Annotated in this window: 30 protein-coding genes and 1 tRNA gene; 22 read left to right on the top strand and 9 right to left on the bottom strand. The window is 66.3% G+C overall.

The annotated features are described in order from the left end of the window. Positions 1 to 80: 80 nt before the first annotated feature. Positions 81 to 932 (bottom strand): LysR family transcriptional regulator, encoded by an 852-nt coding sequence (locus ACFQ9K_RS35970; RefSeq protein ID WP_378716347.1) that lies wholly within the window; start codon positions 930 to 932, stop codon positions 81 to 83. Between the two features lie 68 nt (positions 933 to 1,000). On the opposite strand from ACFQ9K_RS35970, the gene ACFQ9K_RS35965 reads away from it, so the two are divergent. Together ACFQ9K_RS35965 and ACFQ9K_RS35960 are read left to right on the top strand one after the other, a co-directional pair. After that, positions 1,001 to 1,882, top strand: a complete 882-nt coding sequence (locus ACFQ9K_RS35965) for a DMT family transporter (protein ID WP_378716349.1) — start codon at positions 1,001 to 1,003, stop codon at positions 1,880 to 1,882. Positions 1,883 to 1,939: 57 nt separating this feature from the next. Further along, positions 1,940 to 3,208, top strand: a complete 1,269-nt coding sequence (locus tag ACFQ9K_RS35960) for an alpha/beta fold hydrolase (protein ID WP_378716352.1) — start codon at positions 1,940 to 1,942, stop codon at positions 3,206 to 3,208. Positions 3,209 to 3,446: 238 nt separating this feature from the next. On the opposite strand, the gene ACFQ9K_RS35955 is transcribed toward ACFQ9K_RS35960, so the two are convergent. The 6 genes from ACFQ9K_RS35955 to ACFQ9K_RS35930 all read right to left on the bottom strand — a co-directional run bounded on the left by ACFQ9K_RS35955 (position 3,447) and on the right by ACFQ9K_RS35930 (position 7,423). Further along, on the bottom strand, positions 3,447 to 3,638 hold the full coding sequence (locus ACFQ9K_RS35955; RefSeq protein WP_378716354.1) for a DUF3072 domain-containing protein: 192 nt from the start codon (positions 3,636 to 3,638) through the stop codon (positions 3,447 to 3,449). Between the two features lie 427 nt (positions 3,639 to 4,065). Continuing rightward, positions 4,066 to 4,440 (bottom strand): RDD family protein, encoded by a 375-nt coding sequence (locus tag ACFQ9K_RS35950; protein ID WP_378716357.1) that lies wholly within the window; start codon positions 4,438 to 4,440, stop codon positions 4,066 to 4,068. A gap of 301 nt (positions 4,441 to 4,741) precedes the next feature. Next, complete coding sequence (locus ACFQ9K_RS35945) at positions 4,742 to 5,368, bottom strand: hypothetical protein (RefSeq protein ID WP_378716359.1); 627 nt, start codon at positions 5,366 to 5,368, stop codon at positions 4,742 to 4,744. 6 nt (positions 5,369 to 5,374) lie between these two features. Continuing rightward, positions 5,375 to 6,634 carry a hypothetical protein gene (locus ACFQ9K_RS35940; protein WP_378716362.1) on the bottom strand — a complete coding sequence of 420 codons (1,260 nt, stop codon included), beginning with the start codon at positions 6,632 to 6,634 and terminating at the stop codon, positions 5,375 to 5,377. Then, positions 6,631 to 6,981, bottom strand: a complete 351-nt coding sequence (locus ACFQ9K_RS35935) for a hypothetical protein (RefSeq protein WP_378716364.1) — start codon at positions 6,979 to 6,981, stop codon at positions 6,631 to 6,633. The genes ACFQ9K_RS35940 and ACFQ9K_RS35935 overlap by 4 nt, the downstream gene beginning before the upstream one ends. A 376-nt stretch (positions 6,982 to 7,357) precedes the next feature. Continuing rightward, a tRNA-Val gene (locus ACFQ9K_RS35930) sits at positions 7,358 to 7,423 on the bottom strand. A 200-nt stretch (positions 7,424 to 7,623) separates the two neighbouring features. On the opposite strand from ACFQ9K_RS35930, the gene ACFQ9K_RS35925 reads away from it, so the two are divergent. Further along, positions 7,624 to 8,721: a tyrosine-type recombinase/integrase gene (locus ACFQ9K_RS35925; protein WP_378716367.1), complete on the top strand. Its 1,098-nt coding sequence runs from the start codon at positions 7,624 to 7,626 to the stop codon at positions 8,719 to 8,721. Between the two features lie 55 nt (positions 8,722 to 8,776). Here ACFQ9K_RS35925 and ACFQ9K_RS35920 read toward each other — a convergent pair whose 3' ends face one another. Next, positions 8,777 to 9,247: an NUDIX hydrolase gene (locus ACFQ9K_RS35920; RefSeq protein WP_378716368.1), complete on the bottom strand. Its 471-nt coding sequence runs from the start codon at positions 9,245 to 9,247 to the stop codon at positions 8,777 to 8,779. A gap of 101 nt (positions 9,248 to 9,348) precedes the next feature. Between ACFQ9K_RS35920 and ACFQ9K_RS35915 the strand changes: the two genes are divergently transcribed. Beyond that, positions 9,349 to 10,005 (top strand): HAD family hydrolase, encoded by a 657-nt coding sequence (locus ACFQ9K_RS35915; RefSeq protein ID WP_378716371.1) that lies wholly within the window; start codon positions 9,349 to 9,351, stop codon positions 10,003 to 10,005. On the opposite strand, the gene ACFQ9K_RS35910 is transcribed toward ACFQ9K_RS35915, so the two are convergent. Next, the gene (locus ACFQ9K_RS35910; protein ID WP_378716374.1) at positions 10,002 to 11,276 is read right to left on the bottom strand and encodes an XRE family transcriptional regulator; all 1,275 of its coding nucleotides are present in this window, start codon (positions 11,274 to 11,276) and stop codon (positions 10,002 to 10,004) included. The two genes, ACFQ9K_RS35915 and ACFQ9K_RS35910, sit on opposite strands and share 4 nt — an antisense overlap. A 156-nt stretch (positions 11,277 to 11,432) precedes the next feature. On the opposite strand from ACFQ9K_RS35910, the gene ACFQ9K_RS35905 reads away from it, so the two are divergent. From ACFQ9K_RS35905 to ACFQ9K_RS35820, 18 genes are all read left to right on the top strand, one after another. Beyond that, on the top strand, positions 11,433 to 11,645 hold the full coding sequence (locus ACFQ9K_RS35905) for a helix-turn-helix transcriptional regulator (protein ID WP_378716376.1): 213 nt from the start codon (positions 11,433 to 11,435) through the stop codon (positions 11,643 to 11,645). Between the two features lie 145 nt (positions 11,646 to 11,790). Further along, the gene (locus tag ACFQ9K_RS35900; protein WP_378716379.1) at positions 11,791 to 12,099 is read left to right on the top strand and encodes a hypothetical protein; all 309 of its coding nucleotides are present in this window, start codon (positions 11,791 to 11,793) and stop codon (positions 12,097 to 12,099) included. A gap of 83 nt (positions 12,100 to 12,182) precedes the next feature. Then, positions 12,183 to 12,431, top strand: coding sequence for a hypothetical protein (locus tag ACFQ9K_RS35895; protein WP_378716381.1), 249 nt, complete (start codon positions 12,183 to 12,185; stop codon positions 12,429 to 12,431). Continuing rightward, positions 12,428 to 12,736, top strand: a complete 309-nt coding sequence (locus ACFQ9K_RS35890; RefSeq protein ID WP_378716383.1) for a hypothetical protein — start codon at positions 12,428 to 12,430, stop codon at positions 12,734 to 12,736. Before ACFQ9K_RS35895 ends, ACFQ9K_RS35890 begins: the two co-directional genes overlap by 4 nt. Then, positions 12,733 to 13,128 carry an RRQRL motif-containing zinc-binding protein gene (locus ACFQ9K_RS35885; protein WP_378716385.1) on the top strand — a complete coding sequence of 132 codons (396 nt, stop codon included), beginning with the start codon at positions 12,733 to 12,735 and terminating at the stop codon, positions 13,126 to 13,128. The genes ACFQ9K_RS35890 and ACFQ9K_RS35885 overlap by 4 nt, the downstream gene beginning before the upstream one ends. Further along, complete coding sequence (locus ACFQ9K_RS35880) at positions 13,125 to 14,231, top strand: hypothetical protein (protein ID WP_378716387.1); 1,107 nt, start codon at positions 13,125 to 13,127, stop codon at positions 14,229 to 14,231. Before ACFQ9K_RS35885 ends, ACFQ9K_RS35880 begins: the two co-directional genes overlap by 4 nt. After that, complete coding sequence (locus tag ACFQ9K_RS35875) at positions 14,228 to 16,243, top strand: hypothetical protein (RefSeq protein ID WP_378716389.1); 2,016 nt, start codon at positions 14,228 to 14,230, stop codon at positions 16,241 to 16,243. The genes ACFQ9K_RS35880 and ACFQ9K_RS35875 overlap by 4 nt, the downstream gene beginning before the upstream one ends. 34 nt (positions 16,244 to 16,277) lie before the next feature. Continuing rightward, the gene (locus ACFQ9K_RS35870) at positions 16,278 to 16,913 is read left to right on the top strand and encodes a hypothetical protein (RefSeq protein ID WP_378716391.1); all 636 of its coding nucleotides are present in this window, start codon (positions 16,278 to 16,280) and stop codon (positions 16,911 to 16,913) included. 23 nt (positions 16,914 to 16,936) lie between these two features. Further along, positions 16,937 to 17,566, top strand: a complete 630-nt coding sequence (locus ACFQ9K_RS35865) for a hypothetical protein (RefSeq protein ID WP_378716392.1) — start codon at positions 16,937 to 16,939, stop codon at positions 17,564 to 17,566. Positions 17,567 to 17,811: 245 nt separating this feature from the next. Further along, entirely contained in the window at positions 17,812 to 19,701 is a 1,890-nt protein-coding gene (locus ACFQ9K_RS35860; protein ID WP_378716395.1) for a hypothetical protein, read from the top strand. Between the two features lies 1 nt (position 19,702). Further along, positions 19,703 to 20,254, top strand: a complete 552-nt coding sequence (locus tag ACFQ9K_RS35855; RefSeq protein ID WP_378716396.1) for a hypothetical protein — start codon at positions 19,703 to 19,705, stop codon at positions 20,252 to 20,254. Positions 20,255 to 20,281: 27 nt separating this feature from the next. After that, the gene (locus tag ACFQ9K_RS35850) at positions 20,282 to 20,605 is read left to right on the top strand and encodes a hypothetical protein (RefSeq protein WP_378716399.1); all 324 of its coding nucleotides are present in this window, start codon (positions 20,282 to 20,284) and stop codon (positions 20,603 to 20,605) included. A gap of 4 nt (positions 20,606 to 20,609) precedes the next feature. Further along, complete coding sequence (locus ACFQ9K_RS35845) at positions 20,610 to 21,431, top strand: helix-turn-helix domain-containing protein (protein WP_378716401.1); 822 nt, start codon at positions 20,610 to 20,612, stop codon at positions 21,429 to 21,431. Between the two features lies 1 nt (position 21,432). Further along, the gene (locus ACFQ9K_RS35840; RefSeq protein ID WP_378716402.1) at positions 21,433 to 21,903 is read left to right on the top strand and encodes a hypothetical protein; all 471 of its coding nucleotides are present in this window, start codon (positions 21,433 to 21,435) and stop codon (positions 21,901 to 21,903) included. 1 nt (position 21,904) lies between these two features. Then, positions 21,905 to 22,273, top strand: a complete 369-nt coding sequence (locus tag ACFQ9K_RS35835; RefSeq protein ID WP_378716404.1) for a hypothetical protein — start codon at positions 21,905 to 21,907, stop codon at positions 22,271 to 22,273. A 2-nt stretch (positions 22,274 to 22,275) separates the two neighbouring features. After that, on the top strand, positions 22,276 to 23,295 hold the full coding sequence (locus ACFQ9K_RS35830) for a hypothetical protein (RefSeq protein ID WP_378716407.1): 1,020 nt from the start codon (positions 22,276 to 22,278) through the stop codon (positions 23,293 to 23,295). Between the two features lie 51 nt (positions 23,296 to 23,346). After that, entirely contained in the window at positions 23,347 to 23,748 is a 402-nt protein-coding gene (locus tag ACFQ9K_RS35825; RefSeq protein WP_378716409.1) for a hypothetical protein, read from the top strand. Between the two features lie 85 nt (positions 23,749 to 23,833). Continuing rightward, positions 23,834 to 24,187 (top strand): hypothetical protein, encoded by a 354-nt coding sequence (locus tag ACFQ9K_RS35820; RefSeq protein WP_378716410.1) that lies wholly within the window; start codon positions 23,834 to 23,836, stop codon positions 24,185 to 24,187.

The raw sequence follows: 24,187 nt of genomic DNA, 5'->3' as shown, positions 1-24,187 counted from the left end.
TCCTACAAACCGCGTGGTATGTCCGGTGTTCGGTCGTGATCGAAGGCGGGACCATGACGGGTCCGGCCGCCGTCGATCGGTTACGTGCGGTACAGCTCGGTCAAAAGCGCGAGCACGGCGCGGGTGGCGGGGTGGGGGTCGTCGCGCCACCAGGCCAGTTGTACGGCGACCGGTGCGGCGTCGCGTACCGGCACGTAGACGATGCCGGGCCGGGGGTATTGGTCGACGACGGACTGCGCGGTGACGCCCACGCAGCGGCCGGTGGCGATAACCGTGAGCCAGTCGTCGATGTCGCGGCTCTCCTGGGTCGCGGGGCGCGCGTCGGCGGGCCACAAGTCCGCGCCGGTCGTTCCGGTGCGGTGGTCGACGAGCAGGACGCGGCCGCTGAGTTCGGCCAGCTGCACCGAGCGGCGCCGCCCCAGGGGATCGTCCGCGGCCAGCGCGCACCAGCGTGGTTCCAGTCCCACGATGGCGCCTTCGAAGCGGCGGTCCGCCAGCGGCCTGCGGATGATCGCGAGGTCCGCGGTGCCCTCGGCCAGGCCGGCGCTCGGGGAGTTGATGCGAAGCAGATGCATCTGCGTTGTCGGGTGCGATTCGCGCCAGCGGTGCTGGAAGTCGAGCGTGCGTCGGCCGAGTGCCGACCATGCGTGGCCGATGCGCAGTTCGATGTGGCCCGATGTCGCCTCCTGGACCAGGTTGTCGACCTCGGTCAGCACGCGCCGGGCGTGCGCCACGACGCGTAGTCCGATCGCGGTCGGCGTGGTTTCGCGGGAGGTCCGTCGCAGCAGCCGGACGCCGAGGCGCTGCTCGAGCGCCGCCAGTGTGCGGGAGACCGCGGCCTGGGAAACGCCGAGGGCGATCGCGGCATCGGTGAACGTGCCCTCGTCCACGATCGCGACCAGGCAGCGCAACTGACGCAGCTCTACATCCATAACCAAATCGTATAGTCGTTGTACGTCATGCATTTTGCGCAAGGTTCGGTGCGGCACAGGATCAATGCGTGCAAACCGACCCCACTCGTCCGGTAGACCGCGCCGTCCTGCTCGCGAAGCGCGACGCCGTGCCTGGAGCTGGGGTGTGCATGATGCTCGCCAGCAGCCTGTCGACCCAGCTCGGCGCCGCGATCGGGTCGCTGGCCTTCCCGGCGCTCGGCCCGGTCGGCGTCGTCGCGGTCCGTCAGTGCGTCGCGGCGGCGGTGCTGCTCGCGGTCGGCCGGCCCCGTCTGCGGTCGTTCACGCGGCACCAGTGGGGGCCGGTGTTGTTGCTCGCCCTCGTCTTCGGCGTGGTGAACGTGTCGCTCTATACCGCGATCGACCGGATCGGCCTCGGCCTCGCGGTCACTCTGGAGTTCCTCGGTCCGCTCACGATCGCGCTGGCCGGCTCGCGCAGACGCGTGGACCTGGGCTGTGCGGTGCTGGCCGTGGCGGGAGTCGTCGCGCTGATGCGGCCCCGCCCCACCGCCGATTACCTCGGCATGGGGCTCGCTCTGCTCGCCGCCGCCTGCTGGGCCGCGTACATCCTGCTCAATCGTTCCATCGGGCAACGCATTCCAGGAGCACAGGGCACGGCCGCCGCGGCGGGGCTGTCCGCCTTGGTTTACCTGCCCATCGGAGCCGGCGTCGCGGTGCACCACATGCCCTCCGCCGGTGCGGTCGGTGCGGCGGTCGCGGCCGGGATTCTGTCGTCCGCGGTGCCTTTTCTCGCGGACCTGCGCACGCTGCGCCGCGTTTCCGCCGAGGCGTTCGGGTTGTTCATGAGCGTCAACCCGGTGCTCGCCGCGGCCGTCGGCTCGGTCGTGCTGGGGCAGCGGCTCGACCTGATCGCCTGGCTGAGTATCGCGGCGATCATCGCCGCCAACGCCATCAGCATCCGCACCCGGTAAAGGTGTGCTTGACCTACGCCGCGCCCATTCGAATCCATTGCCGCAAAGGAGCTTTCCATGCCAGGTATCACGCTGACCGACCATCTCTTCGCCGTGCCTCTCGACCATGATCGGCCGGAGGGCGAGCACATCGAGGTCTACGCCCGTGCGGTGGTGGCCGCCGGACGCGAGCGCGAGCGGCTGCCCTGGCTGCTGTTCCTGCAAGGCGGCCCCGGCATGCTGCCGCCGCGTCCGGTAGGCCGGGACTCCTGGCTGGACCGCGCGCTCGACGACTACCGTGTCCTGCTGCTCGACCAGCGCGGCACGGGCCGCTCCACACCGATCACCAGGCAAACGCTCCCGGCCCGTGGCGAGCCCGCCGCCCAGGCCGACTACCTGACCCATTTCCGCGCCGACGCCATCGTCCGCGACGCCGAACTGATCAGGCGCGAACTGATCGACGAACCGTGGACGGTGCTCGGCCAGAGCTTCGGCGGCATGTGCACCGTCACCTATCTCTCGTTCGCGCCCGAGGGCCTGCGCGAGGCCATCATCACCGGCGGTCTTCCCGGTTTGCGCGTCACCGCCGACCAGGTCTACCGCGCCACCTACCCGCGCGTGCACCGCAAGAACACCGCCTATTACCGCCGGTACCCGCAGGACGCCGACGCGGTCCGCCGCGTCGCCGCGCATCTGATCGAGCATCCGGCACCGCTGCCGGACGGATCCTTGCTCACCGTCGAGGCCTTCCAATCGCTCGGGCTCATGCTCGGCACGCGCGACGGCGCGGACGTGCTGCACTACCTGCTCGAAGACGCCTGGGCCGGAGCGGAGCTGTCCGACAGCTTCCGCGCCCGCGCCGCGGCGCACCTCAGCTACGCCCAGCTGCCGCTGAACCCGCTCCTGCACGAACTCACCTACGCCCAGCGCAACACCGGCGCGACGAACTGGGCGGCTGAGCGGGTACGCGCCGAGTTTCCGCAGTTCGACGCGCGCATCGCGGTGGCTGGGGACGATCCGGTGCTGTTCACCGGCGAGATGACCTACCGATGCCACTTCGACCAGCCCTACCTCGCGCCCCTGCGCGAGCCCGCCGAAATCTTGTTCGCCCGCCAGGATTGGCCCGACCTCTACGACCCTCAGCGCTTGGCCGAGAACGAGGTCCCCGTCGCCGCCGCCGTCTACCTCGACGACATGTACGTCGATGCCACCTACTCACTACAAACCGCCGAGGCGATCCAGGGCCTGCGGCTGTGGGCGACCAACGAGCATGAGCACGACGGTCTCCGCGTCAGCAACGGACGCGTCCTCGACCGTCTGCTGCGAATGCTGCGGGGGGAGATTTGACGGGGACAACTCTCCCGGATCCCGCTCCCGGTGCGCGAATTTCGCGCGACTTCGATGACAACCCCGGAATTCCCGGCGTGTACCGACAGGAGCGGACTGCGCTGCGAAGCAAGCGGCAGCGGGTGCCAGGCGCGATCTCGTAGCGAAGCGTCGCGGGCTGTCGATTCGCGCACCGCGGCGAAATCGACCCGGGGACGCGCACTTCCGCGTCCCCGGGGCAGGCGTGGGATTCCACGCGTCAGGCGCCGCGACCGGTGCGCTGCTGGAGTTCATCGATCAGTTGCGATGCCTGCGCCTTGGTCAGGCCGTCCGGCACCTCCTCGCCGGCTTCTTGGGCCAGCGTGTGCAAGTAGGACTGCTGCGGGCCGGTTATCGGCTCATCGCCGGTGGTCCACTGGTCGGTATCTTTCTCCGGGTTCGGTTGCGCCATCACCATTCCTCTCACTCGGCAGAACAAACGTTCGACTGCCGCGTTACCCCGATCATGGTTCTTCAATCACCCGGCCATCGGTGCCTGCCCGGGTGGTGATCAATTGCACGGCATCGAGCCATTCGCGCGCTCGATCGATTGCACGGATCGCCGAATTTGCTCAGGCCCTGCGGATGGTGATGTCACCGAACTGGGTTCGTGCGTATACCTTGGCGGTGTCTTCACCGCTCGGTTCGTCGGCAGCGTCGAGCTGATTGTGCACGCGCCCCGCCGCGGAATAGGCATCGAGCCAGGTCGCGGTGCCCTCGCCGATGCCGACCTCGATGCCGCCGCGAGCGGTTTTGAGCGATACCGAGCCACCCGATCTGCATGCTGCCGCTGGATCGCTACCCTTGCGAATATCGTAGTTAAGCCAAACGATTGGATCCTAGGACGGGGTGGCAGGGTTTTGCCAGTGCGCGTTGCCCGCGATGTCGCGTCGGCGCACAGCGCGAAGGAATTCGTTGTCTACGTCAGCGAGCCACGCCGCGTCGCCCTGGAAGGACAGTGTGGCGAAAATGAGGAGCGGCAGGTTCAGGAGCCAGTTTTTGGTCAGCCTGCCGAACGATGGGAATCGGCCCTCGTCCGGAGTGATCGCACGTAGGTCGAACAGCGCTTTCCCGATGGTGGTGTGAAACACCGCCTGGATGACCACTCGGTTGAGGAAAGACGCTGTGAGCCAAGCTGATACGGCAAAGACGCCGACCAATGGAATACGTCCGTTGCCCGCGACGAGCACGGCGACCGCGGCTCCGACGTGCATAGACCAGTCGACCGCAAACCCGAGCGCTCGCCGGAGTCTACGCGGTGATGGGTAGCGCGGATCATTATTGGCGCCGTGTGGAATTGGCGTGGGGGCGGGCCCGGCAGCGAACCATCTCTGGCGAAAGGCGTCTTCGGGATCCTGCTGAGACTCAGCGTGGGGACGCGGGTTCCCTGGTGCAGGCATCGGCCTGTTGGAGTTATGCGGCAGGTGCGAGGAGTGTGGCATCGAGTACATCCTTGACTAATCGGCGTATCGAGCGTCGCCGTCGTTTACCGGTGATCTCCATTCAGGCCACCCGTCACAGGTCGAGCGACGACATGGTGCGTAACTCGGCGCGCACGAACCCGAGAGTGGTAACCATCGCCAGGAGCATGTCCTGAAAGCGTGGGCCATCGTCAGTGGAGCCAGTGGAGAACTCGATGACGGCAATGGTCGAGCCGTCGTCGGAGGGTACGAGGATTTCCGCCTGATAGATCGGCACCGAAGCTCTGGAGTCTGGCAGGTGCGTGAGTTCCGGCGCTGGGTAGCTGTGCACCTTCTCGGAGAAAAGTATCGGGCGGCCGGCGAAGTCCAAGGGTGCCACAGTCCACGGAACCTCCTCGGACATCTTGACTTTCGCCAGTTCGTGCATCACCAGTCGTGGATTTCTCGGCTCCCCGCCCAGGGCGGAGATGGTCAGCCACGAGGTCAACGTTGTGCCTTCGGGTGATGCGTGTATTCCCATTCCGCAATATACGGTGTTCTTTGCCGCGGTCACCGAGAGCAGAAAGCTCAATGTGGCGATAACCCGGGGTATGTCTTCTCGGAGCTCCGGCAGTGCTTCTTCGATCAGCGGCTGAGTCGACTCCAGCAAACCGTTGCCGGATAGCGGCATTTCGTAATATCCGGGGGGAATTGTCACCTGGATCGAGTGGTTGAAGTCCATGTCGGCTCAGTCTCCCGTCACGCTGTGGAGACCCCAGGTGCCCGCCTTGCCCAGTGAGCTGCCGGCCCGGCTCAGTACACCCAATGCTGTTTCGGTACTGGGCAGAGTTTGTATCCCGGCCGCTCCGGTGTTCTGCAGAATTCTGTGTACTCCGTTCGTGAGCCCGTAATCGTCCAGCCTGCTGGCGATACTTCCCACGTTATTCTTGACGACAGAATTGGCGATGAGGCCTGGATTGGCTGCCCCATTCACCCAGGCATTGGCTATACCCTCCAGCCGGCCTACATCGGCGGCTTTGTCACCGAGCGCCGCGACGGTGCCGACCTTCCCCAGCGCGCTGGCGCCGGGCAGCAAGGAAACTGCGTCGCCGGTGTAGGTCCCGATGGCGCTCAGTTTTTCCTGCCAGTTGCCGTGGAGCAGGTTATTCCTGAGCTCGGGATCGGCTATGTCGGAGCCCAATACCGCAGCGCCCGCGACCAGCGAAACCCCCAGTGCTATGGCACTGATCGGTGGTGGGGTAACAAGTGCGAGCAACCCTGCTACGGCGGAGATGGTCGCCAGCATGTCGCGATGTTCTTCGATCCAGTCGCCGACGCTGCTCGCGAAATCCTTGATCCGGTCCCAGATGCTCTTATCCGGCGGGCTGGGCGCGAAGTCCTTTCCGGCGGCGTCGAGCTCGGTGGCAATACGGCGGGACACGGTGTTGTACTCGGTTTGCAATTCGATGGCGCGTTGACGAATGGCAGCGAGGGAACCGTCGGCGTTGTCGACTGCGGTCCGAGCGGAGTTGACCTGTGCCACCGCGTTGTTGAGGCGAGTCTGGGCGTTGGCCAGCGCGGTCGGGTCGTCGAAGGTCCTGTTCGCCAGCTGCAGGTCGGGGTTGGTCTGCGCCTGCCGCAGGGTGGTGGTGGCCTGGTTTTGGGCGGTAATGGCTGCGGCGGCTTCGGTTTCCATGCCTTTGGCCGTCTCCTGGAAAGAGACGATGTCTGTGTACCACTCGTCCATCAAGCCGACTGCTTTTTCCAGCGAGCTCTGCGCGTATCTGAGATCCTGGCCGAGGGTGGCGTCGAAGCCGGCGCGAAAGGCGTTGCCCGCGTCCCCTTTCCAGGCGTCGCCGTTGCCGTCGCGCAGGCGGTTGAGTGTGGTATTCGTCTCTTGGACCGCGACGTAGGCGGTATTGATCTGCCCGCGCAGGGTGGCGACGTTGCCGGGCAACCCCGGGACGGGATTGAAGCCGAGACTGGGGTAAGGGTTTTCGCCACTCATTTGGTGACCTCAGGTGAGGCCGGCTGTTGCGTTGTTTGCCCGTCGAGAGTTCCGGCAGCCCGTTTGAGGAGATCAGCGAAGGCGGTGTCGAGTTTTTGATAGGCGTCGAGGCAGGAGGCGACACCTTCGGCGGTGACGGAGGCGGACTCACCGATGCGCTCGATGCCGAAGTGCCAGCGGCGTTGGAAGCTGTCGGCCGCGTTGTTGAGTTCGGTGGTGCCGATATCGGGGTTGCCGCCGTCGTTGGCCATGGCGTTCATGGCGTCGGTGAGCACGGTTTCGGCATTGCGCAGGCCCTGAACAGCTTTGGTCAGCACGTCGATATCCGCCGACAGTAGCGTCGCCACCTCAACGCACCCCCGGTCGAGCCGAGCGGTGGGTGTCCGGCGCAGCCGGTCCGGATGCCGTGCGAATACGGGTCATATCAGTTCTAGACGCGCCGAGCACGTCCACGGTTCCATTCGTGGCAGACGCGATGGTCACGGGACGCCCGAGGTTCGGCTCCGCGGGTTCGGCATGCCTAGGGAAGGCACGGGGCGCGGCTTCGGGTCTGGTGCACCGAGGTGGGTCCGGGGGCGCGGCTTTGGACTTGCGTGCCGGGGATGGGGGTCCGGGGGCGAAGCCCGCCGGGCGGGGTGTTGGGGGCTGCGCCCCCACAAGACTCAAGTGAAACGAGCAAGGCGAATGCGCTCCATGAGCACATCTCGCCTACGAGTGGAACGGTGGGCGCAGAGGGGTTCGAACCCCCGACCGCTGGTGTGTAAAACCAGTACTGGGCACCATTGCCACTCGGATCTTCGACCAGGGTCTGAAGGCAAATAAATATCTGCAGGCCAGCAGGTTTGATCACAAGTTCGAGCCGACGAAAACCGCCACGGAATGACATGCCCAGACACCTGTCTGCCCCACGTTTTGCCCCACTATCGCTGTCTTGCTGCCCCACGTAGAGTGGTCAGGGCCAGAGCCATCCACCCGAAGGGGAGGGACGCATGGGATGGGCAGAAAAACTGCCGAGCGGACGGTACCGCGGCATGTACCGAGATGCGTTCGGCAGGAAGCGAAGCGCGGGGATCTTCACAAGCAAGGATGTCGCGAGACGTAAGGCCGCAGCCGAGGAGGACAAACAACGCGAGAACCCAGTTCGCCCCGTTCCCGCGATGACATGGGGCGAGTGGCTGCCGAAATGGAAGGCGCTGCGGACCGTCGAAGAGGGCACTCAGAAGATCGACGACCAACGTATTGGCAAGCACCTGAGTCCGCGGTGGGGCAGCATCCAACTCAAGGCAATCGAGCAGCACGACGTTCAGGAGTGGATCGCCGAGCTGCGCGGCGTCATGGCGCCGACCAGCGTCGATAAGTGCTATCGCCTCCTGAGCGGATCACTGAAAGCCGCGCGGAAAGCAAAGCTGATTACCGACAACCCGTGCCACGAGATCGATTTGCCGAAGGCCGGCCCGTCCCCTGAACGGTTCCTCGAGGACGACGAGTACTCGGGGCTGCGCGAGCCGCTCGAAGAGTTCGACCGCTTGATAATCGATGTATTGGTTGGAACCGGGATGAGGATGGGGGAGGCGCAAGGCCTGCACAAGGAACACATCGACCTCAAGCGGAAGACCATCTCGATCGAATGGGCCTGGGACAAAGCCGCCCGCCGGATGAAGCCTCCGAAAGACCACGAAAAGCGGGTGATCCCGATCGGGGACACCCTTACGAAGATCCTGGCCAGGCTGATCAAGCGCGACGGCCTCGGCGAACCAGCACCAGTCCGCTACGTGGCCGGGCGCTCCGTCCGGAGCGGGTTGCTCCTCGGTCACGTAGATGGCCGCCCCTTCGATGCCGACAACTTCGGCAAGCGGTTCCAGGCGGCTTCTCGCGTGGCCTGGGTAACAGATGGCGAAGAGAAGCGCCGTTTGGGAAAGGTTCGGCCGCACGACCTGCGCCATACGTACGCAGGCAGACTCGTTCGTGCTGGCGTGCCGATCCAGCAGGTCCAGAAGTTACTTGGGCACGCGTCGCTGCGCACGACTCAGCGCTACGCCAGCCTTGCCGACAGTCAATGGGAGAGCGTGCGCGGCGTGCTGGGCTGATCGTGTGGATCGGCGACCGCTCTGGCCTGCTGGTGTCCTCTACCAGGCGCTTCGCCTACGTAAAGTAGGGCTCCACGCGTCCGTTTAGGCCCTCCACGATGCGCAACATGATCGACGGGTGAATATCGAGGGATGAAAGCTCTTCGGGCGCAGCCCATCTGACCACATCTGATTCCGAGCTTGGTCGAGGCTCGCCACCGATTGGGTTGGCGTAGAAGCAGATCGAGAACTCCTGTCGTACTTCACCGTTGTCATAAGCGATGACATGGCGAGGGTCGGAGAACACCCCGAGGATCGCGGTTACTACCACGTCGATCCCGGTCTCCTCCTTGACCTCACGAACGATCGCCGCTGCGACTGTTTCGCCGAGCTCTTGCCCGCCACCGGGGATCGAGTACATGCCGTTGTCTGTCCGGCGAATCAAGAGCACCCGGCCGCGCTGGTCACGAACCAGCGCGCTCACGGCAACCTTCAAACTGTTGGCCAGCGGCGCATCCGGGTCGTTCAAATGATCTCTCCGAGCCATCTGAGTTCTCGCTCTCCTTCGGCGTGACGGGAAAGGCAGCCAAGTAGTCCCGGGTACATTCCATCAGGAGTGGGCGACGTCAAAGAAGGTACGGTTGGATCGTGATCAATGCTGTCGTCTTCGATGTTGGGGAAACACTGGTAGATGAGACTCGCGAGTACGGCACGTGGGCCGACTGGCTCGGGGTGCCGCGGCACACCTTCGCGGCAGTCTTCGGCGCGGTGATCGCGTCTGGCCTCGATTACCGTGAGACCTTCCAGGTGTTCCAGCCCGGGTTTGATCTGGACCGCGAGCGCCAAGCGCGTGCGGATGCTGGCAAGCCAGAATGGTTCGGCGAGGACGACCTCTACCCCGACGTGAGGCCAGCGCTCACCAAACTGCGCGGAATGGGCGTGTGGGTGGGGATCGTTGGCAACCAGACCGTGCGTGCCGGCGGGCTCCTACGCGGACTGGATCTTCCTGCGGACTTCATCGCGACGTCCGACGATTGGGGTGTCCAGAAGCCTGCGCTTGAGTTCTTCGAGAAGGTCATTGAGGCGGCGGGATCTCCAGCTGCGGAGATCGTCTATGTGGGCGATCGCATCGATAACGATGTTGCCCCGGCCAAGAAGGTGGGCATGCGGACGGCATACCTTCAACGTGGCCCATGGGGTTGGATACACCGCGACAAGCCGGAGGTCGCGGACCTTTCCGATTGGAGGATCCACGACCTCAACGAGCTACCGGGCATCGTGGCTACAGATGCTGGCTCAAGCTAGCCAATGAGTGAATTGACCGTCGTGTGCCAGTCGTAGAGGCGTTCGTCCAAGGCACGGACCTGCGGCAGCGAGTCCCACTGTCGCAGAGTCTGCCGGACGACCTTGATTCGCTCCATTGCGGTCGCATACCAGTTGCGCCCGAGCAGATCAAGTGCCTGCTCCAAATAGCTGCACGCCTGCTCGGGATTCTTTTCTAGTATGGCTGCGGCGGCAATATCGGCCAGGTAGATCGAGCGCTGCTTGATAGCGTCCTCAGGCAGTTCCGCTAAGACCTGCTCAAGCGTTTCCCGTGCTTCTCTCGCGCGCCCGGCGACCATCAAGGTATTTCCCTTGAAACCGGCCAGCCGTACTGGCGAAAACCAGTCCAGCCATACCGGCGACGGCTGTGCTTCGCGGTCGTGCCCGGCAAGGATGTCTTCGGCGTGGTGGATCAGGTTGAGTGCCCGACGTGTGTCGCCGAAGCGAGTCTCGACTTCAGCCTCGACGGCGTCGATCCATGCGGCCATCTCTGCATTGGCGCCGCCCCTCCGGGCAAACGCTCGTGCCGCGCGAATGCGCTCACGAGCTTCTTCGGCTCGCGACGCATCACCGGAAAAGGCTGGCGCAAACGCCATATGGGCGAGGGCTGCGGCACCGAGAAGTGAATCGTCTGCTTCGTGGGCGGCCTGAAGCGCGAGTACAAAGCTCGGCTGCGAAAGCTCGGGCTGTTGCAAGTCGAAGAACTCCAAGCGGCCAGCAAGAAGGCTTGATTCTGAAACTGCCTTAGCTAGAACCGCTTTCGTTGGTCCGGACACCTGAGGAAGAAGCTCAACTCCGAGTTCTGCGTGTTCTGCGACTGACTTGTGCAAGCGGATAGCTGGAACCGACCAGTACAAATGGCGATGCGCCACCGTTATACCCATGTAGTCCGTCGCCACAGATGCCGGTAGCTGCGGTGTCGATGTGTTGAATAGGCGCTGCCCCACAGACAATCGCGAGCCGGACGAGCGCCCAGCCGCACCTGAAAGTGTGTTGGTGTCCTCTGACCATGGCGGCGTGAACCCGAGTTCCGTGATCGGACGTTTGAACAGCGTCTCAAGCGCTGCGGCGTGATCGGGATGCGGCCATGGCGGCTCTGCCGACTCCCATCTGCGGACCGTCCGACTTGCGACCTCGATCCGTAGGCCGATCTGACGTGCCGTCTCTGTCACGGCATCGGCGAGCGCCGCTTGTGAGCGATAGCCGAGCGCTTGCCGTGCTGCGCGAAGTGCTGCGTTGCCCGATGCTGACATGCGGACAGCATAGTCCTCGATGCGGACGGTCGCGCACGGGGGGTGCATCAAATGTCCTATCTATGTCCTCTTATGTGGCCTTCTTTCGGACATCCCGCAGCGAGAACCTCTGTGAGAAGCACTTTCCGTCTTTGACGGCTCACGGAAGGACACCAGATGACAAAGCACCCTACGGCGGCAGTCCCGGAAACGCTGATCACTCTGCGCGAGGCCGCTGGTCAGCTCAAGCTCAGCGTCCGAACCTTGGAGCGACTCATCTCTACAGGCGACCTGAAGGCCTACAAGGTGGGGGCGCGATCGGTTCGCGTTGACCCCAGAGACCTGGGAATGTTGGTCCGCCCGATCCTGGTTCCGGGCGGTGAAATGTGATGCGCACCCGCACATTCGGTATGGCGTTTGCAGCAGTATCGATCGGCTACCTCGTGTTCGCCCATCCGGCGGTCGTCGGATTCACCATGATGCTGCTGGGTGCGCTGGCATTGTGGCTGTCGAGTCGCCGACGGGGGTTTCGGCGATGAATACGCCACTGCCTTCTGATCCTTTCGAGGGTATTGACCCGTACGTGCGCGATGCGATGTCTGCGTGGCAGTCGCTGACAGCCGAACAGCGTGATTACGCAATGGGTTTCGCTTGCGCTTGGGCGCCTGATGTGGTGCTGAGCGCGTCGAAGAAGGCTGTGGAGATCTCGCGGATCGATCAGGAGCTTGTCCGAATCGAGTCGCAGGTCGTTTCACCCCAACAGCCGACTTTATCTGGCCAGGATCCGGAGCTCGACCGTTGGCCGGTCGAAGCACCTCGGGTTGATCGGGGCCGGTTGCGGTGAGCGCGGATTGGCGGGGCGCGCCGCCTCAGCATATGCACACGGTGTACGTCGACCGCGGGCGCGGTCAAGCCCCACTGCAGTCGATGGCCGGCCCCGAGTTCACCGGCGTCGGTACGGTTTACGCACCCCTCGGCTTGTTGCCGCCGATGTTGCGGCTTGCCGCGGTCGGGTTGTTGTTGCTGATCGCGATCGGCGGATGCACTGCGGCGTGGGTGGATTACAAGCAGTACACGCCCTCACCGAACATCTGTCGGTCTGCGAATGCTGGCGTGCCGGTTGAGCGTCCGGGTTCGTGTGTGCCGGCGTCGCAGGTGCCGGGGGTGGCGCGATGACCGCGCCGGACAGCGATCGGGACGGCTTGTTGGCGGAGTTCCGCCGGTTGTCGATGGTCGAGGGTGTTCTGTCGGATATCGACGCGGCGGCGTGGGAGTCGATGGAGCGCAAGGACTTCGCCGACTCCACGGCGGAGGTCGCCAAGCTCGACCAGATCCGCTCCGCACGCAGAGCAGTGCACGAGGAGACCGATCGGGCACGCAACCGCTACCTCGACTGCTTCTACGGCAAGGACGGTGCCGACGAGCTCCGTGCCGAGGTGCAAGCGCAATTGCGGACCCGCGGAATCCGGCGGTCGCGATGAGCAGGTTTCTCGATCCGGACGGTGAGCGGCACGGGCTGCCGACGTGGCCGTGGGGTCTGGCGCCGCAGCATCTGCGGACCCGCCGCCAGCTCGAGGCCGAGGGCCGCCGGCCCGGTGGTGAGTACGAGGCACAGGTGCTGCGCGCGCGGGGTGGATCACGCGGCCCGTTGAAGGCGTACCTGTATGACGCGGATTCGGCTGTGCCGAAACGTGTTCCGACGGATGCGCAATTGGAGGCGTTGCAGCTGGCGCGGTGGGAGCGGTCGGTGGCCGCGTGTGAACGCCGGGGGATCGACGCGACCGATATGCGCGAGGTCATCGAACAGGCGCGTGCCTACATCACCGCCCGCCGCTCAGTCCAGCGCAATCCGGGAAGGGAGCGAAACCGATGAACCACAACAGCAGTCACACCCGGGCCGACGCACGCTCGCACCGCTATGCCGGTCTCGAGCTGGAGTACGCCGATCAAATCATTGCCGGCCTGCGCGCTCATGGCGTCACCTACCAGGAGATCGCTCGGATGTTGAACATTCGGGCGCGGCGGGTGGAGGCGACACTCGGGGAGATCGGCGTCTTGGCCGGGCGTGGGGTGAGTCTGACCGAGATCGGCGTCCGGGTCGGGTTGCCGCGCAGCACGGTCCACGACATCGTCGGTGCTCAGCAACGGCAGTCGACGGCACGGAAAACCGCTGTGCTGGCCGCTGTTTCGGACATGCACGGGATGCAGCGCGATGTGCTGGGCTGGTTTCTGGGCATGGAACGCAACCACGTGCTGAGCCTGGTCAAGCAGCTGCACCAGCAGGGCTTGATCCATGAGCCGGCCGAGGTGCAGGCCGGGGAGAAGTGGGTGGTCCCGACCCGGATCACCGCGGCCCGCTACCTGGGGTGGCGGCCCGCGGAGTGGCATCCGCCGTTGGGGTTGGCCGAGCACTACCGGGCCGTGGCCCAAGCGCGGGTGATGCTCGTCGGCGCGGATCGGGCGTTGTGGGTGCCGGAACGGGTGCTGCGGCACCGTATCGGCAAGACCGCCGGCGCCAACGGTAAGACCAAACCTGTTGAGCCGCTGGTGTCTTCGGGCCGTACCCCGCTGCTGGGTTACCCGCATGTGCACGACGGCCGGTTCCTGGGCGTGGTGGAAGGAACCTACGGCTGGTGGGCCCTGGAGGTCGAGCTGTCGAAGAAGGACCCCGAGCACATGGATATCGCGTTGAAGGGCGCGATCCGTGCCGCCCGCGACGCGACCGAGGAGTCGATGGTCGGGGTCCTGTACCTGTGCCGCACCCCGGCGGTGATCGACAACGTCAACGCCGCCTATGAGCGGCTGCCGGACAACGAATTCGGTGAGGTTCTGGCGCTGGATCTGCTGGTCCGCGACTTCGACAAGAAGTGGGCCAAATTCCTCACCAACTACGCCGCGATGCGCGAGGCCGCGAAGGCCCGCAGCTCGAATCGCCGCCGCCGCACCCTCACTCATTTCTCCAGGGAAGCGTCATGACCAATCAGAACTGCAAACCCGTCCTCACGCCGGCCGACTGCGACCCGCTGGGCACCGCGGCCGCCACCCCGCCGCCGGCACCTGTGACCGTCGATCAGGCGCCGCCACCTCCGATCGAGGTGCATCCGGTCAAACCCCCGATCACACAGCTCGATGGCATCGACCTGCCGGATTTGAGCGTCGCGGTCCACCATGCCGGAACCGCGGTGACGGCCGGGCTGGTGTTGATGGCCATGCTGGTGCTGATCGTGGCGGTCGCGACCTATTGGCCGCTCTCGGCGCACCGGCTGCGGAACTTCGCCATCGCCTCGCTGCTGCTGCCCGCCGCCTCGGCCGCGGCCGGCGGATCGTGGACGACGCCGTTGTCGCTGTTGTGGTCCGGCGCCGAACGAGTGACCACCGGTGACTGGTCCGGGGTGCGGATGATGCTCGCGCTCGGTGCGCCGTTCGCGGCGGTGACCGCGACCTATGTGCGGGCGAGATTCGTGCACAAGGTCCGCACGGTCGGGTTGAAGAACCTCGGCCGCACCGAACGCGTCAGCGAGGCGATGCTGGCCCGCGAGTTCGCCCGCGCCGCCAAAACCGCGCAGCACGGTGCCCCGTACACGACCGCGGACGGTGTTGTGCTGGGACCGTTGGTGAAACGGTCCACCTCGGCGACGCCGGGGTTGTGGCGGGCGCTGACCGCACGCCACGAGCAGTGGATGGTGATCCCGCATAAGCAGGCCCGCCGCAATATCGGGTGGGTCGGCACAACAGGGTCGGGCAAGACCGAGGGAATCAAACGCTACTTCGTCGGGATGCTCGACTACGAGTGGACGGCCTGGCAGCGCTGGAAAGACGTGCCCGCCATGCGCACCCGGCACCCGCGTCCACTGACGGTGATCATCTCCTGCAAGGGCGGCCAGGACGATGTCGAGCTCGGTCGCGAGATCCGAGACATCGCCTTGCGCAAGGGAATCGAACCCCACCGCATCGCGGTCGTAGTGCCCGGCGGGGACCGGCTCGAGATGTGGGCCAACACCCCCGCCCGTGACCAGCGCGCCGCTGTCGGTGACCTCCTCAACGCCGGAGAAGCCACCACCAGCGAGGGCCAGCACTTCGACGAAATGCGCCGCCGCATCGTGTCGTTGGTGTGCATGGCCCCGGCCGGGACACCGCAATCCTCGGCAGAGTTCCTGGCCCGGTTGGACAAGGGGGTGCTGCTGGATGCGTGGGGTCAGGACGCGAACGTCAAACGGATGCTGGACGCGATGCAGGAGGAGAAAGTCCCCCAGCTCGACGACGCGCTGATCAAGGCCAGCAACCTGTTCGAGCTGTTGCAGGACCAGTCCGGGCAGACCGTGTTCGACGGCGGCAAAGACCTCGACGACCTCGATGTGCTCTATGTGACCGTGCCGGGCCTGGATAAGGACGCCGCCCGCGCCCAGGTCGCGGCCATCTTGCGGATGGTGATGCAGCGCGCCGGACGCACCGCCAGGGAACAACGGCGCTCGGTGACCCTGATCATCGACGAACTCTCGGCTCTCACCACGGCCAAAGGCACGATCGGGCTGGCCGATGTATGCGAGCGGAGCCGCTCCCAAGGTGTCGCGTTGCTGTTCGCCGCCCAATCCCAAGAAGGCTTGGCGCCGGATGAGTGGTCGCTGAACCGGCTGCTCAAGGCGTGCGCGGGCGGATTGATCCTGGGCTACAACGAGAACGCGGGCGACCTGTGCAAGCACCTCGGTTCCCTGCGCTCGATGCTCCCGTCCCGCCACCTGATCAAAGGCCAGCGTCACGGCGACGAGGGCCAGGTCTCGGTCGGGGAGAAGTGGCTCGTCGATCCGGATGTGCTGCGCCAGCTCGACACCGGCGAATTCGTTTACGCCCGCGGCCGGCGCGCGGACTGGGTCCGCGTCGTGCGCGTCGCTGACCACCCGCTGACCCCGATGCCGGGAACCCCCGCGGCCCAAGCCGCCGCCGGCCGCGCGGGCAAATCGCTGATCTCCGGCGGCACCGCCGCCGCCTGACCCATCCATCTCGAAACTGTTGAAAGGCAACCCTATGCGCTACCGGCCCGACCACAACGACGACGACCCCGACAACCACACCCCGAACGACCCCACACCGGCACCGGCGGAGTCGCAGGAACCTAAGACCATCGGCGACATCCTCGCCTCGGAGTTCGCCAGCTTCCTCGCCGACGCCGTCGCCAAAGTCCCACCACCCCAGACAGACCCCGCCTACGAGCCCGAGCCGCCGACCCGGCCGAACCTTCACCTGGTCACCACCGAACCCGAACCGGCGGCCGCCGCGCCCGCTGGCCGGGACGAACCGTTCACCGCCGATGACGCCGTTACCGCGGCGCGCACCGCGCGGCGGAAGGTCGCACGCGCGGCGGCCGGCGGCTCCGCTGTTGTGGTCGCTGCCGTCGCGTTCGCGGGCTGGGGTGAACCGCCGATCGTGACCGGCCCACTAGCCGTCTACGGCACCGGCTGGCTGGCCTACCTGTGGTGGAACGCCGCCCTGCGCCCCTCAATCGGCCAAATCCTCGCCGCCGGCATCGGCGGCGTCCGCACCGCGTTCGCGGTCGTGCTCACCACCCTCGCCGGGATCGCCCACGGACTGGTCGAGCGCGTCGGTACCGCCCGCACCCGGCACGAGACCACCCGCACCTCACCGGCCAAGCCGCCGGCATGAACCCAGGAAGGAACCAAACCCTGATGAACCGCACCATTATCGGTCCCGCAGCGATGGGGATCGCCACCGCAGTGAGCGCATTCGCCGCCATCTACGTGTGGCTCGAATACGAACCGTGGAACCCCCTTGTCGAGCACCTGGCCCGGCGGCAGCTCACCCCTGGCGAGCGCGCTGAGCTGGAACGACTGCACATCCAACGGCGAGAGCGCGACACGCAATACCGCGCTCTGCGCGAGCAGGACCAGCGCGCACGCACCGAACGTGACGCCGTAGTCGCCGCAGGGTTCAACCCGGACCTGCTCAGTACTCCTGAGCGCGTTTCCAGCCCGCGCGAACTGGATCTGGTGGGGCTGGTCGCCGAGATCGAGCACGCGGAACGCTCCTACCGCCACGCCGATCATCGGCTGCTGTATCCGCACCGCGAAGCCCTGTTTCAGGAGTTCACCCGCCGCAACGGATGGGACGCCCGCACGAGGCTGTCGCGAGCGGATCGGCTCCGACTCGATATCGCGTTCGACCGGGTCAACACCGCCCGCAACCGGCCTTTCAATGCCGATACGCCGATGACCACAGCGACGGCCTACGGCTCGTTCCCACACCCGGACTTCACCGGCCCCGATCCCGCCGGCCACGGCACCGAGATCGAGGGATGAGCGGCGATGTCCGACCACAACGACGAACCCATCCTGCCGATCCCGTCGGACCTGTACTGGGAGGTGGGGGAGGCCCAGGACCAGCTGGCCGAGCTTCAGAGCAAGCTGCTCGACCTCCAGCACCGCTACCACGAACTGAGCCGCTCGCCCCGATCACTGGACGCCGACAACCTCGGCGAACCGATCAGCCCGCTCCATGCCGCCCAGCTCACGGAGAACTGGTTGTCCAGCGCCGACAGCAACCTATGGCGCGCCAACGAACAGCTCACCCGAGCCCGCGCCTACGCCAGCCGGTTAAAGCTCACCGACCACGCCTGCCAACAGCGCGAACAGCAACTGACGCAGCAGCGGCCGCCCATCGATCGCAGTCGATAGCCCTGAAATCTCCTACCCCAGAAAGGAATACCGACATGTCTGACCGTAGCCCCGAAGAGGAATTGATCGCCGAAGCGGTGAAGTTCGGCCGTTCGTTTCAGCAGATGCTGCGCGCGCACGCCCAGGCCGCGCACTGGCTGGAACGGCGCCGCATCCGCAAACAGATCAGCCTGGCGTTGCGCGAGCAGCGCCGCGCCGAGCAGGCCGCGCGGGATCACCATCTGGGCTGGACACAGCAGATGATCGATCACTACCGCGTGCACGCCGCCACCGTCGCCGAGCGTGCGGAGAACCCGAACATCGATCATGCACGCCGGCACCGTGATTCACAGATTCTGGCCGAGCATTCGGACTACCTCCGCTCGAAGATCCTCGACAATTCCCGGTTGACGCTCACCGAGCGGGGCATCGCTCTGGACGGGCTCGACGCGGCCACGGTGTTCCCGCACCTGAAGACCGGCCGGTTGTTCGCCCGCGCGCACAAGGTGAAAGGCATTGATGCCCTGCACTATCGGGCACTGGTCGCCCGGGAAAAGACCGGCTACGCTCAACGCGTCCAGGAAGCTCCGCAGGGCCAGGACGCGGTAAGGGAGAACCGGCAGCACACGTCACCGGCATCGGCAGGCCGGGACCGGTTCGCCGCGCATGTAGGGCCAGCCGAGGCGATCGAGCTGGTCAAAGACCCACGTTCGCCGCGCATTGCGCGTGAGGATCTGCCACGCACAGGCACCTTCGAGACACGTGAGCACGCTTACGACTGGACCGTGCAGCAGCTCGGTGACTACCACGAGCACAGCAACTTCCGCGACGGGCAGTTCAGCGCCCGCATCTACGAATGGAACCACCCCGACCGCGCCGAACACGTCGACGGCCCGATCGGGATGGTTACCGATGAGATTGGTGCCCTGCGCGAACAACACGAACGCCAACCCCGTGCCGAGCAGGTGCGGCCGGCCCAACCGTCGGACCCCACCGTCGACAACTCCAGGATCGCGCAGATCGAACGCCAGCTCACCGACATGGCCGCCGATCGGGACCGGCTCGCCTCCCGGGTGGAGATCCTGCAACGCGGCCTGGATGCGGTTACCGCCGACCGTGACGAGGTCAAGCGGCGCTTGGGAAGCGCGGATGCCCGGATCGAGGAGTTGAAGAACCGGAACCTGCGCCTGGCCAACGAGATCAGCGAACACAGCCTCACGGTGGGGCAGGTTGCCGCGGAACGCGACCGGTACAAGGGCGAACGTGACGAAGCGGTCGCCAAGCTCGTGCGGTCGACTCCCGAGAGCGCCCGCTACGGCAGCCGTTCGCGTAGCGCCAACGGCAGCACGCGGCCCAGTGGTGATCGCCCGACACCCCCGAACCGCGATCACGGCAACGGCAACGGGGACCGGTTGCACGACGACCAGGCCTCCCACGAGGAGGTGCGACGCGATTTCGAAGACCTGGTGCGCCAGAACATGTCCGACGCTCTGACCGACCAGGACTCGGAGGTGATTCGCCGTCAGGTTCAGAGGATCGAGGACCGAGGTGGCCCGATCGGGGCACCCCAGGCCACCGAATTCGTGAACTGGTGGGCCAACGGTGGCGCCGAGGAGTACTGGGCGGAAAAACGCTCCCGCGAGCAGGCCCATCCTGAACCGGCCGACCAGCGCGAGAACACCCAGCCCTGGCGAGCCGAGGACCTCGACACCTCTTATGAGCGCACCGTCCGGCCCGAACGCAATGGTAAGCGCCGCAACGGGATCGAACGGAGCCGGTGACATGGAACGCGAACAGGAGGAAGCCATGCGTGTCGACGTCGCCGATGCCCACCGCCGCGCCGACCGGGCGAGAGCCGAGCGCGCGCATCGCGACCTGCGCAACACCGACGACTACCGCGAACGACTCGCGATCGCTCGCGATCTCGAACGCGCCGCGTCCTCGGCCAGCGTGGTCGGCATGGACCTCGGAGCTTGGGCTGCACGCGGGGACTGGGCAACTCTGAGCGAGAACTCACGCACTCACGCCGGGCAACGCGCCCTGATTGGCCTCGACGCCGCCTTGAACCAGCTGCGCGTGGTGCGCGAGCACCTGGTCGCCACCCTCGCCGCCCAGCACACCAGGGACACCGCCGACCGCGCTGTGCCGGGCCACCAGGGCGACCAGCAGCTCACCGAGGTCGAGCAACGCAGCATCGAGCAGGCTCGCGAACTGTCGGGCAACACCTCCGCCGTCGACTACGAACCCAACGCACCGGATGCGGCCCGGTTCACCCCCGAGATGCCGGATCTGGGCTTTGGTCCGACGCGGCGGCGCGTCGAGCGGGGGCGATGAGCGATGTATCTCGAGCACGAGGAAGCGATGCGCGAGGCGTTCACCGAACTCGATCGCCTCACCCGCATGGCCTACCACCCGGAGGCGAGCGAAGCCGATATCAACCGTCTCTACACCGAGGGCGCCGCGATCGATCAGGGCTGGTACTACGGCCCGCACCAGCAGGAATGGGAGTTCCTGAAATCGGTTCGCAGCCAATGGGAATGCGAACCCGACAGCGTGCGCCACACGCTGCGACATTCCCTCGGCGCATCGGGTGGTGGGCTGGACGCGGTGCAGAGGCGCAGCATCGAACAGGCCCGCATCCTGTCCTGCCAGGCAGTGCGTCCCGAGATCGAGCGGGGCCGGTGACACGATGGGAACCCAATCCGGGCAAGGGAATTCCGCCGCTCCGGCGTGCGGCCGGTGCGATCGGGTCAAACCGCCGTTGCGGCGCGGTTTGTGCGGGGCGTGTTACGAGCGGGCCCGGGAGCGCAACAAGGCCTACGGCCGGTGGGACCCGGACCGGGCCCCCGCTGAACCCGTACGCGAGCACGTCGCCCGGCTCCGCGAGGCCGGCCTGAGTCACCGGCGGCTCGTCGAGCTCGCCGGTCTGCATCGATCGGTGCTGGGTCACTTGCTGCGCGGCGGCGCGGAATCGCCGCTGCCGCAGTGGGTTTCCCACGCCACCGCCGAGCGGATCTTGGCGGTACCGGTGCCGGAATCAGCGCTCGAGGTAGCTGCGGACGGTGCCCCGGTGCCGCTGGTCGGCGCGCAGCGCCGGTTGCGGGCGTTGGTTGCCGATGGCTGGCCGCAAGCCCGGTTGGCCCGCGAACTCGGGATGCGCCCCAGCAACATGGGGCCGCTCATGCACGGCGACCGGCCGATCACCGCGGGCCGGTATCGCGACGTGGTCGAGCTCTTCGCTCGGATGCAACTCACCCCAGGTCCCTCCCAGCGTGCCCGTGACTACGGACGCGCGCACCGCTGGGCGCGGTCGTGGCAATGGGACGAAGACGCCATCGACGACCCGGCCGCCCGGCCGCAGCCCAACTACCACCAGCGCAAGAACAAGCCGCGCCCCGATTTGGGCTGGGCAGTACACGCCAGCACACCCGCGGCCCCGCCCGCCTGTGACGGCTACGCCGTCGACGAACTCGCGGTGCCGGTGCGCCGCCGAATCGAAAGGACCCGCTGACATGAACCACAACAACGAGCAGTACTCCCCGAGCGACGCCGAAATCGCCGCGGCAGCCTACGAACTCAGGGCCGCGATCGCGCTCAAGACTTCGGCGCTGGCCGATGGCCTCCTCGGCCGTCCGCAGTGGGGAACCACTGAATGGGAGCGCGAGTGGAGCCAGCGCGACACCGCCGAAGGGCAGGCGCGGTCGGCGCAATGGCACCTGACCAAGATCCGGATCGAGCGCGCCGCCGACGTCGACCCGCTCGGCAACGTGATCAACGCCCGTATCTTCGGCGCCGACTGGGACCAGATCGGTGCCGCGTACGGGATCAGCGCTACCGAAGCGGAGTCGCGCTGGGATCAACAGGCCACCGACTACACCGAGTACCTCGACACGATCCCCACAGAAACAAAACCGCAACCGGCACACCAGAAGCCGTCTCCGATCCAGGATCGGCGGCGCACTCGGATCGAGCGGGGGCGCTGAGATGGAACGCGAACATGAAGAAGCGATGCGCGCCGACTTCGCACGCTGGCAGGCAATGCTCGATAACACGTTCCCGATCGAGACCGAGACCGAACTCGAAGAACGCACCCGCGCCGACGAGACCGAACTGCGGTGGTCGGACGGTCCGTACAGCGCGTACTGGAACTACCTCAACGACGCTTATGAGGACTGGCAGCGCCGCCCAGAAACCATGGGTCGGTTCCTCGACAGCGTCGACGAGGACCGGGCGGCCGGGCACTTCGTCGGCGTGACCGGGGTCGAGTACCGCAGCCAGCTCCAGGCCCGCGACCTCACCGCGGCGGAACGCGATCGCAGGCAGGAACGACCGCTGCGGCTGCGAGCGCGGTAGCCATGGCACAGCACCAGCCCGCCGGGCCGTCCTATCACCTGATCACGACTGCGCTGAAACATGCGATGGGGCCGGGCCACGGCACCACCGATCCGACTCGCTGGACGAACTATTTGTGTCCGGTCCATGAAGGTGACGGCCGCCCGCACACCCCGAGTCTGGGGGTGCGGTATGACCCGGGCCAGCACCGGACCATCGTGCGCTGCTGGGCGACCTGCGACGACGAGAAAGTCCTTGCGCGGCTGCCGCATCCGACCGAGAACCGGCACCTGGGTGTGCGGGACATGTTCGACCGGCTGCCCGAGCGCCGCCGCGACACCGCCGCACCCGGTGCCCGTGGTGGTCCGGGGCGTCGGTCGGCGGGGGTGGTGTCGCCGGTGGAGCAGTCGATCCTGGCCGCGCGGTTCCCGATCCTGTCCAAACCTGATCTGGGGGTGCAGACCGGGGCGCCGGAGAAGGTCGACGCCTACCTCTACCGGTGGCCCGACGGGCACGTCGAGGGTGCGGTGATCCGGGTGCACACTCCGCACGAGCACGGCATCCGCAAGTCGTTCTATCAACGGCATTGGACCGGAAACGGTTGGGAGGATGCTGGTTTCGCGCCGATCCCGTTCCAGCTCCCCGACATCCGGGAGGCCCTCGACACCGGGCGTGAGGTCTATGTGTGCGAGGGCGAAAAGGACGTGCAGCGCGCGAACCGGGCCGGGCTGATCGCGACCTGCAACGTCGGCGGCGCCGGGTCCTGGACCCCCGAGCACGCGCGCTGGCTGGCCGGTGCCGGCCGGGTGATCGTGGTCGCCGACCGTGATCGTCCCGGCTACCGGCACGCCGCCAAAGTCGCCGACTCCCTGGTCGGGCGGGTGGGGGAGGTGCGGGTGATGCAGGCCCGCGGCGGCAAAGACCTCTCCGATCACCTCGACGCCGGATACGAGCTCTCCGAACTCGACCCCGTCCCCTACCTCGACCGGCCCCCGCCGCAGCACGAGCGATCTCGGCCGGTGAACCGAACCCGCACCCGCTGAACACCTTTCACCTCCATCCGACTTCATCACCCCCAGGAAGGAACCTTTTTCATGACTACCTTCGGACAGCGTTTCCGCCGCGCCGCGCGACCGAGCTCGGCGTTCACCAAGACCACGAGTCCGGGCACCGCGGTGCACGGGCGGATCGCCGCGATCGTCGAGGAGCCCAAGCTCAAGTACGGCGGTGGCCCCGACGAAGTCGAGCTCGACGAGAACGGCCGGCCTGTCATGCAGCTGGTGATCACCCTCGATACCAGCAGCGGGCCACGCAACCTGTATGTGTCCTGGCGCATGGAACAAGCCATCGGCCTCGCCCTCGAGAACGCCGGCACCGAGGACTTCGAAACCGGTGCGGCGCTGTCGGTCACCTACACCGGACCCGACCCCGACTACCCCAAAGCCCGCTTGTTCACCGCCGTCTACAACCCCGCCACCGCGCACAGCAGCACATAACCCGGCGAACGGACACCGCCGCTCCCGCGCCCGGCCCCGCGCCGGGCGCGGCACACCGGCACCGACCACCACCGAAGGGATCGAGATGACCTACCCCACCACCGCCGCGATCTACCAACGAGCCAGCGAGTTGTGCCGCGCGATGGTCGCCGCGACCACGATCGCGAACAACCCGGACCTGGCCTACCCGGACACCACGCCACCGCCCGACCTGGGGCGCCGGGAAGTTCGCGCGGAGATCACCTACTACGAATTTCTCGCCGCGCACCGCAGCGAGCTGGGTGCTCGCCCCGAGTTCGGTGTCGAGTACGGCGTGCTCGACAGCCTCGCTGCCGAAAACCTCACCCTCACCGACCTGTTCACCAGCACCGGCGATCCCGAGGAGCGTGACCGTGACCGGCGACGTAACCGCTTACCACAGCACCAGGACGCGAAATGA

It is taken from the genome of Nocardia sp. NPDC056564, assembly GCF_042793755.1.
GTDB lineage: Bacteria > Actinomycetota > Actinomycetes > Mycobacteriales > Mycobacteriaceae > Nocardia.
The sequence above is the reverse complement of the archived record's forward strand: the minus strand, read 5'-3'. Positions and strand labels throughout refer to the sequence as shown.

Excerpts from the sequence above, each read along its gene's own strand:
- ACFQ9K_RS35885 (WP_378716385.1), top strand. The coding sequence starts at position 12,733 with ATGAGCAGGTTTCTCGATCCGGACGGTGAGCGGCACGGGCTGCCGACG.
- ACFQ9K_RS35865 (WP_378716392.1), top strand. The coding sequence starts at position 16,937 with ATGAACCGCACCATTATCGGTCCCGCAGCGATGGGGATCGCCACCGCA.
- ACFQ9K_RS35850 (WP_378716399.1), top strand. The coding sequence starts at position 20,282 with ATGCGCGAGGCGTTCACCGAACTCGATCGCCTCACCCGCATGGCCTAC.
- ACFQ9K_RS35820 (WP_378716410.1), top strand. The coding sequence starts at position 23,834 with ATGACCTACCCCACCACCGCCGCGATCTACCAACGAGCCAGCGAGTTG.
- ACFQ9K_RS35960 (WP_378716352.1), top strand. The coding sequence starts at position 1,940 with ATGCCAGGTATCACGCTGACCGACCATCTCTTCGCCGTGCCTCTCGAC.
- ACFQ9K_RS35970 (WP_378716347.1), bottom strand. The coding sequence starts at position 932 with ATGGATGTAGAGCTGCGTCAGTTGCGCTGCCTGGTCGCGATCGTGGAC.
- ACFQ9K_RS35860 (WP_378716395.1), top strand. The coding sequence starts at position 17,812 with ATGGCGCGCCAACGAACAGCTCACCCGAGCCCGCGCCTACGCCAGCCG.
- ACFQ9K_RS35940 (WP_378716362.1), bottom strand. The coding sequence starts at position 6,634 with ATGAGTGGCGAAAACCCTTACCCCAGTCTCGGCTTCAATCCCGTCCCG.
- ACFQ9K_RS35895 (WP_378716381.1), top strand. The coding sequence starts at position 12,183 with ATGGCCGGCCCCGAGTTCACCGGCGTCGGTACGGTTTACGCACCCCTC.
- ACFQ9K_RS35890 (WP_378716383.1), top strand. The coding sequence starts at position 12,428 with ATGACCGCGCCGGACAGCGATCGGGACGGCTTGTTGGCGGAGTTCCGC.
- ACFQ9K_RS35825 (WP_378716409.1), top strand. The coding sequence starts at position 23,347 with ATGACTACCTTCGGACAGCGTTTCCGCCGCGCCGCGCGACCGAGCTCG.
- ACFQ9K_RS35845 (WP_378716401.1), top strand. The coding sequence starts at position 20,610 with ATGGGAACCCAATCCGGGCAAGGGAATTCCGCCGCTCCGGCGTGCGGC.
- ACFQ9K_RS35835 (WP_378716404.1), top strand. The coding sequence starts at position 21,905 with ATGGAACGCGAACATGAAGAAGCGATGCGCGCCGACTTCGCACGCTGG.
- ACFQ9K_RS35875 (WP_378716389.1), top strand. The coding sequence starts at position 14,228 with ATGACCAATCAGAACTGCAAACCCGTCCTCACGCCGGCCGACTGCGAC.
- ACFQ9K_RS35830 (WP_378716407.1), top strand. The coding sequence starts at position 22,276 with ATGGCACAGCACCAGCCCGCCGGGCCGTCCTATCACCTGATCACGACT.
- ACFQ9K_RS35880 (WP_378716387.1), top strand. The coding sequence starts at position 13,125 with ATGAACCACAACAGCAGTCACACCCGGGCCGACGCACGCTCGCACCGC.
- ACFQ9K_RS35840 (WP_378716402.1), top strand. The coding sequence starts at position 21,433 with ATGAACCACAACAACGAGCAGTACTCCCCGAGCGACGCCGAAATCGCC.
- ACFQ9K_RS35950 (WP_378716357.1), bottom strand. The coding sequence starts at position 4,440 with ATGCACGTCGGAGCCGCGGTCGCCGTGCTCGTCGCGGGCAACGGACGT.
- ACFQ9K_RS35910 (WP_378716374.1), bottom strand. The coding sequence starts at position 11,276 with ATGTCAGCATCGGGCAACGCAGCACTTCGCGCAGCACGGCAAGCGCTC.
- ACFQ9K_RS35925 (WP_378716367.1), top strand. The coding sequence starts at position 7,624 with ATGGGATGGGCAGAAAAACTGCCGAGCGGACGGTACCGCGGCATGTAC.
- ACFQ9K_RS35855 (WP_378716396.1), top strand. The coding sequence starts at position 19,703 with ATGGAACGCGAACAGGAGGAAGCCATGCGTGTCGACGTCGCCGATGCC.
- ACFQ9K_RS35870 (WP_378716391.1), top strand. The coding sequence starts at position 16,278 with ATGCGCTACCGGCCCGACCACAACGACGACGACCCCGACAACCACACC.
- ACFQ9K_RS35905 (WP_378716376.1), top strand. The coding sequence starts at position 11,433 with ATGACAAAGCACCCTACGGCGGCAGTCCCGGAAACGCTGATCACTCTG.
- ACFQ9K_RS35945 (WP_378716359.1), bottom strand. The coding sequence starts at position 5,368 with ATGGACTTCAACCACTCGATCCAGGTGACAATTCCCCCCGGATATTAC.
- ACFQ9K_RS35955 (WP_378716354.1), bottom strand. The coding sequence starts at position 3,638 with ATGGCGCAACCGAACCCGGAGAAAGATACCGACCAGTGGACCACCGGC.
- ACFQ9K_RS35920 (WP_378716368.1), bottom strand. The coding sequence starts at position 9,247 with ATGGCTCGGAGAGATCATTTGAACGACCCGGATGCGCCGCTGGCCAAC.
- ACFQ9K_RS35900 (WP_378716379.1), top strand. The coding sequence starts at position 11,791 with ATGAATACGCCACTGCCTTCTGATCCTTTCGAGGGTATTGACCCGTAC.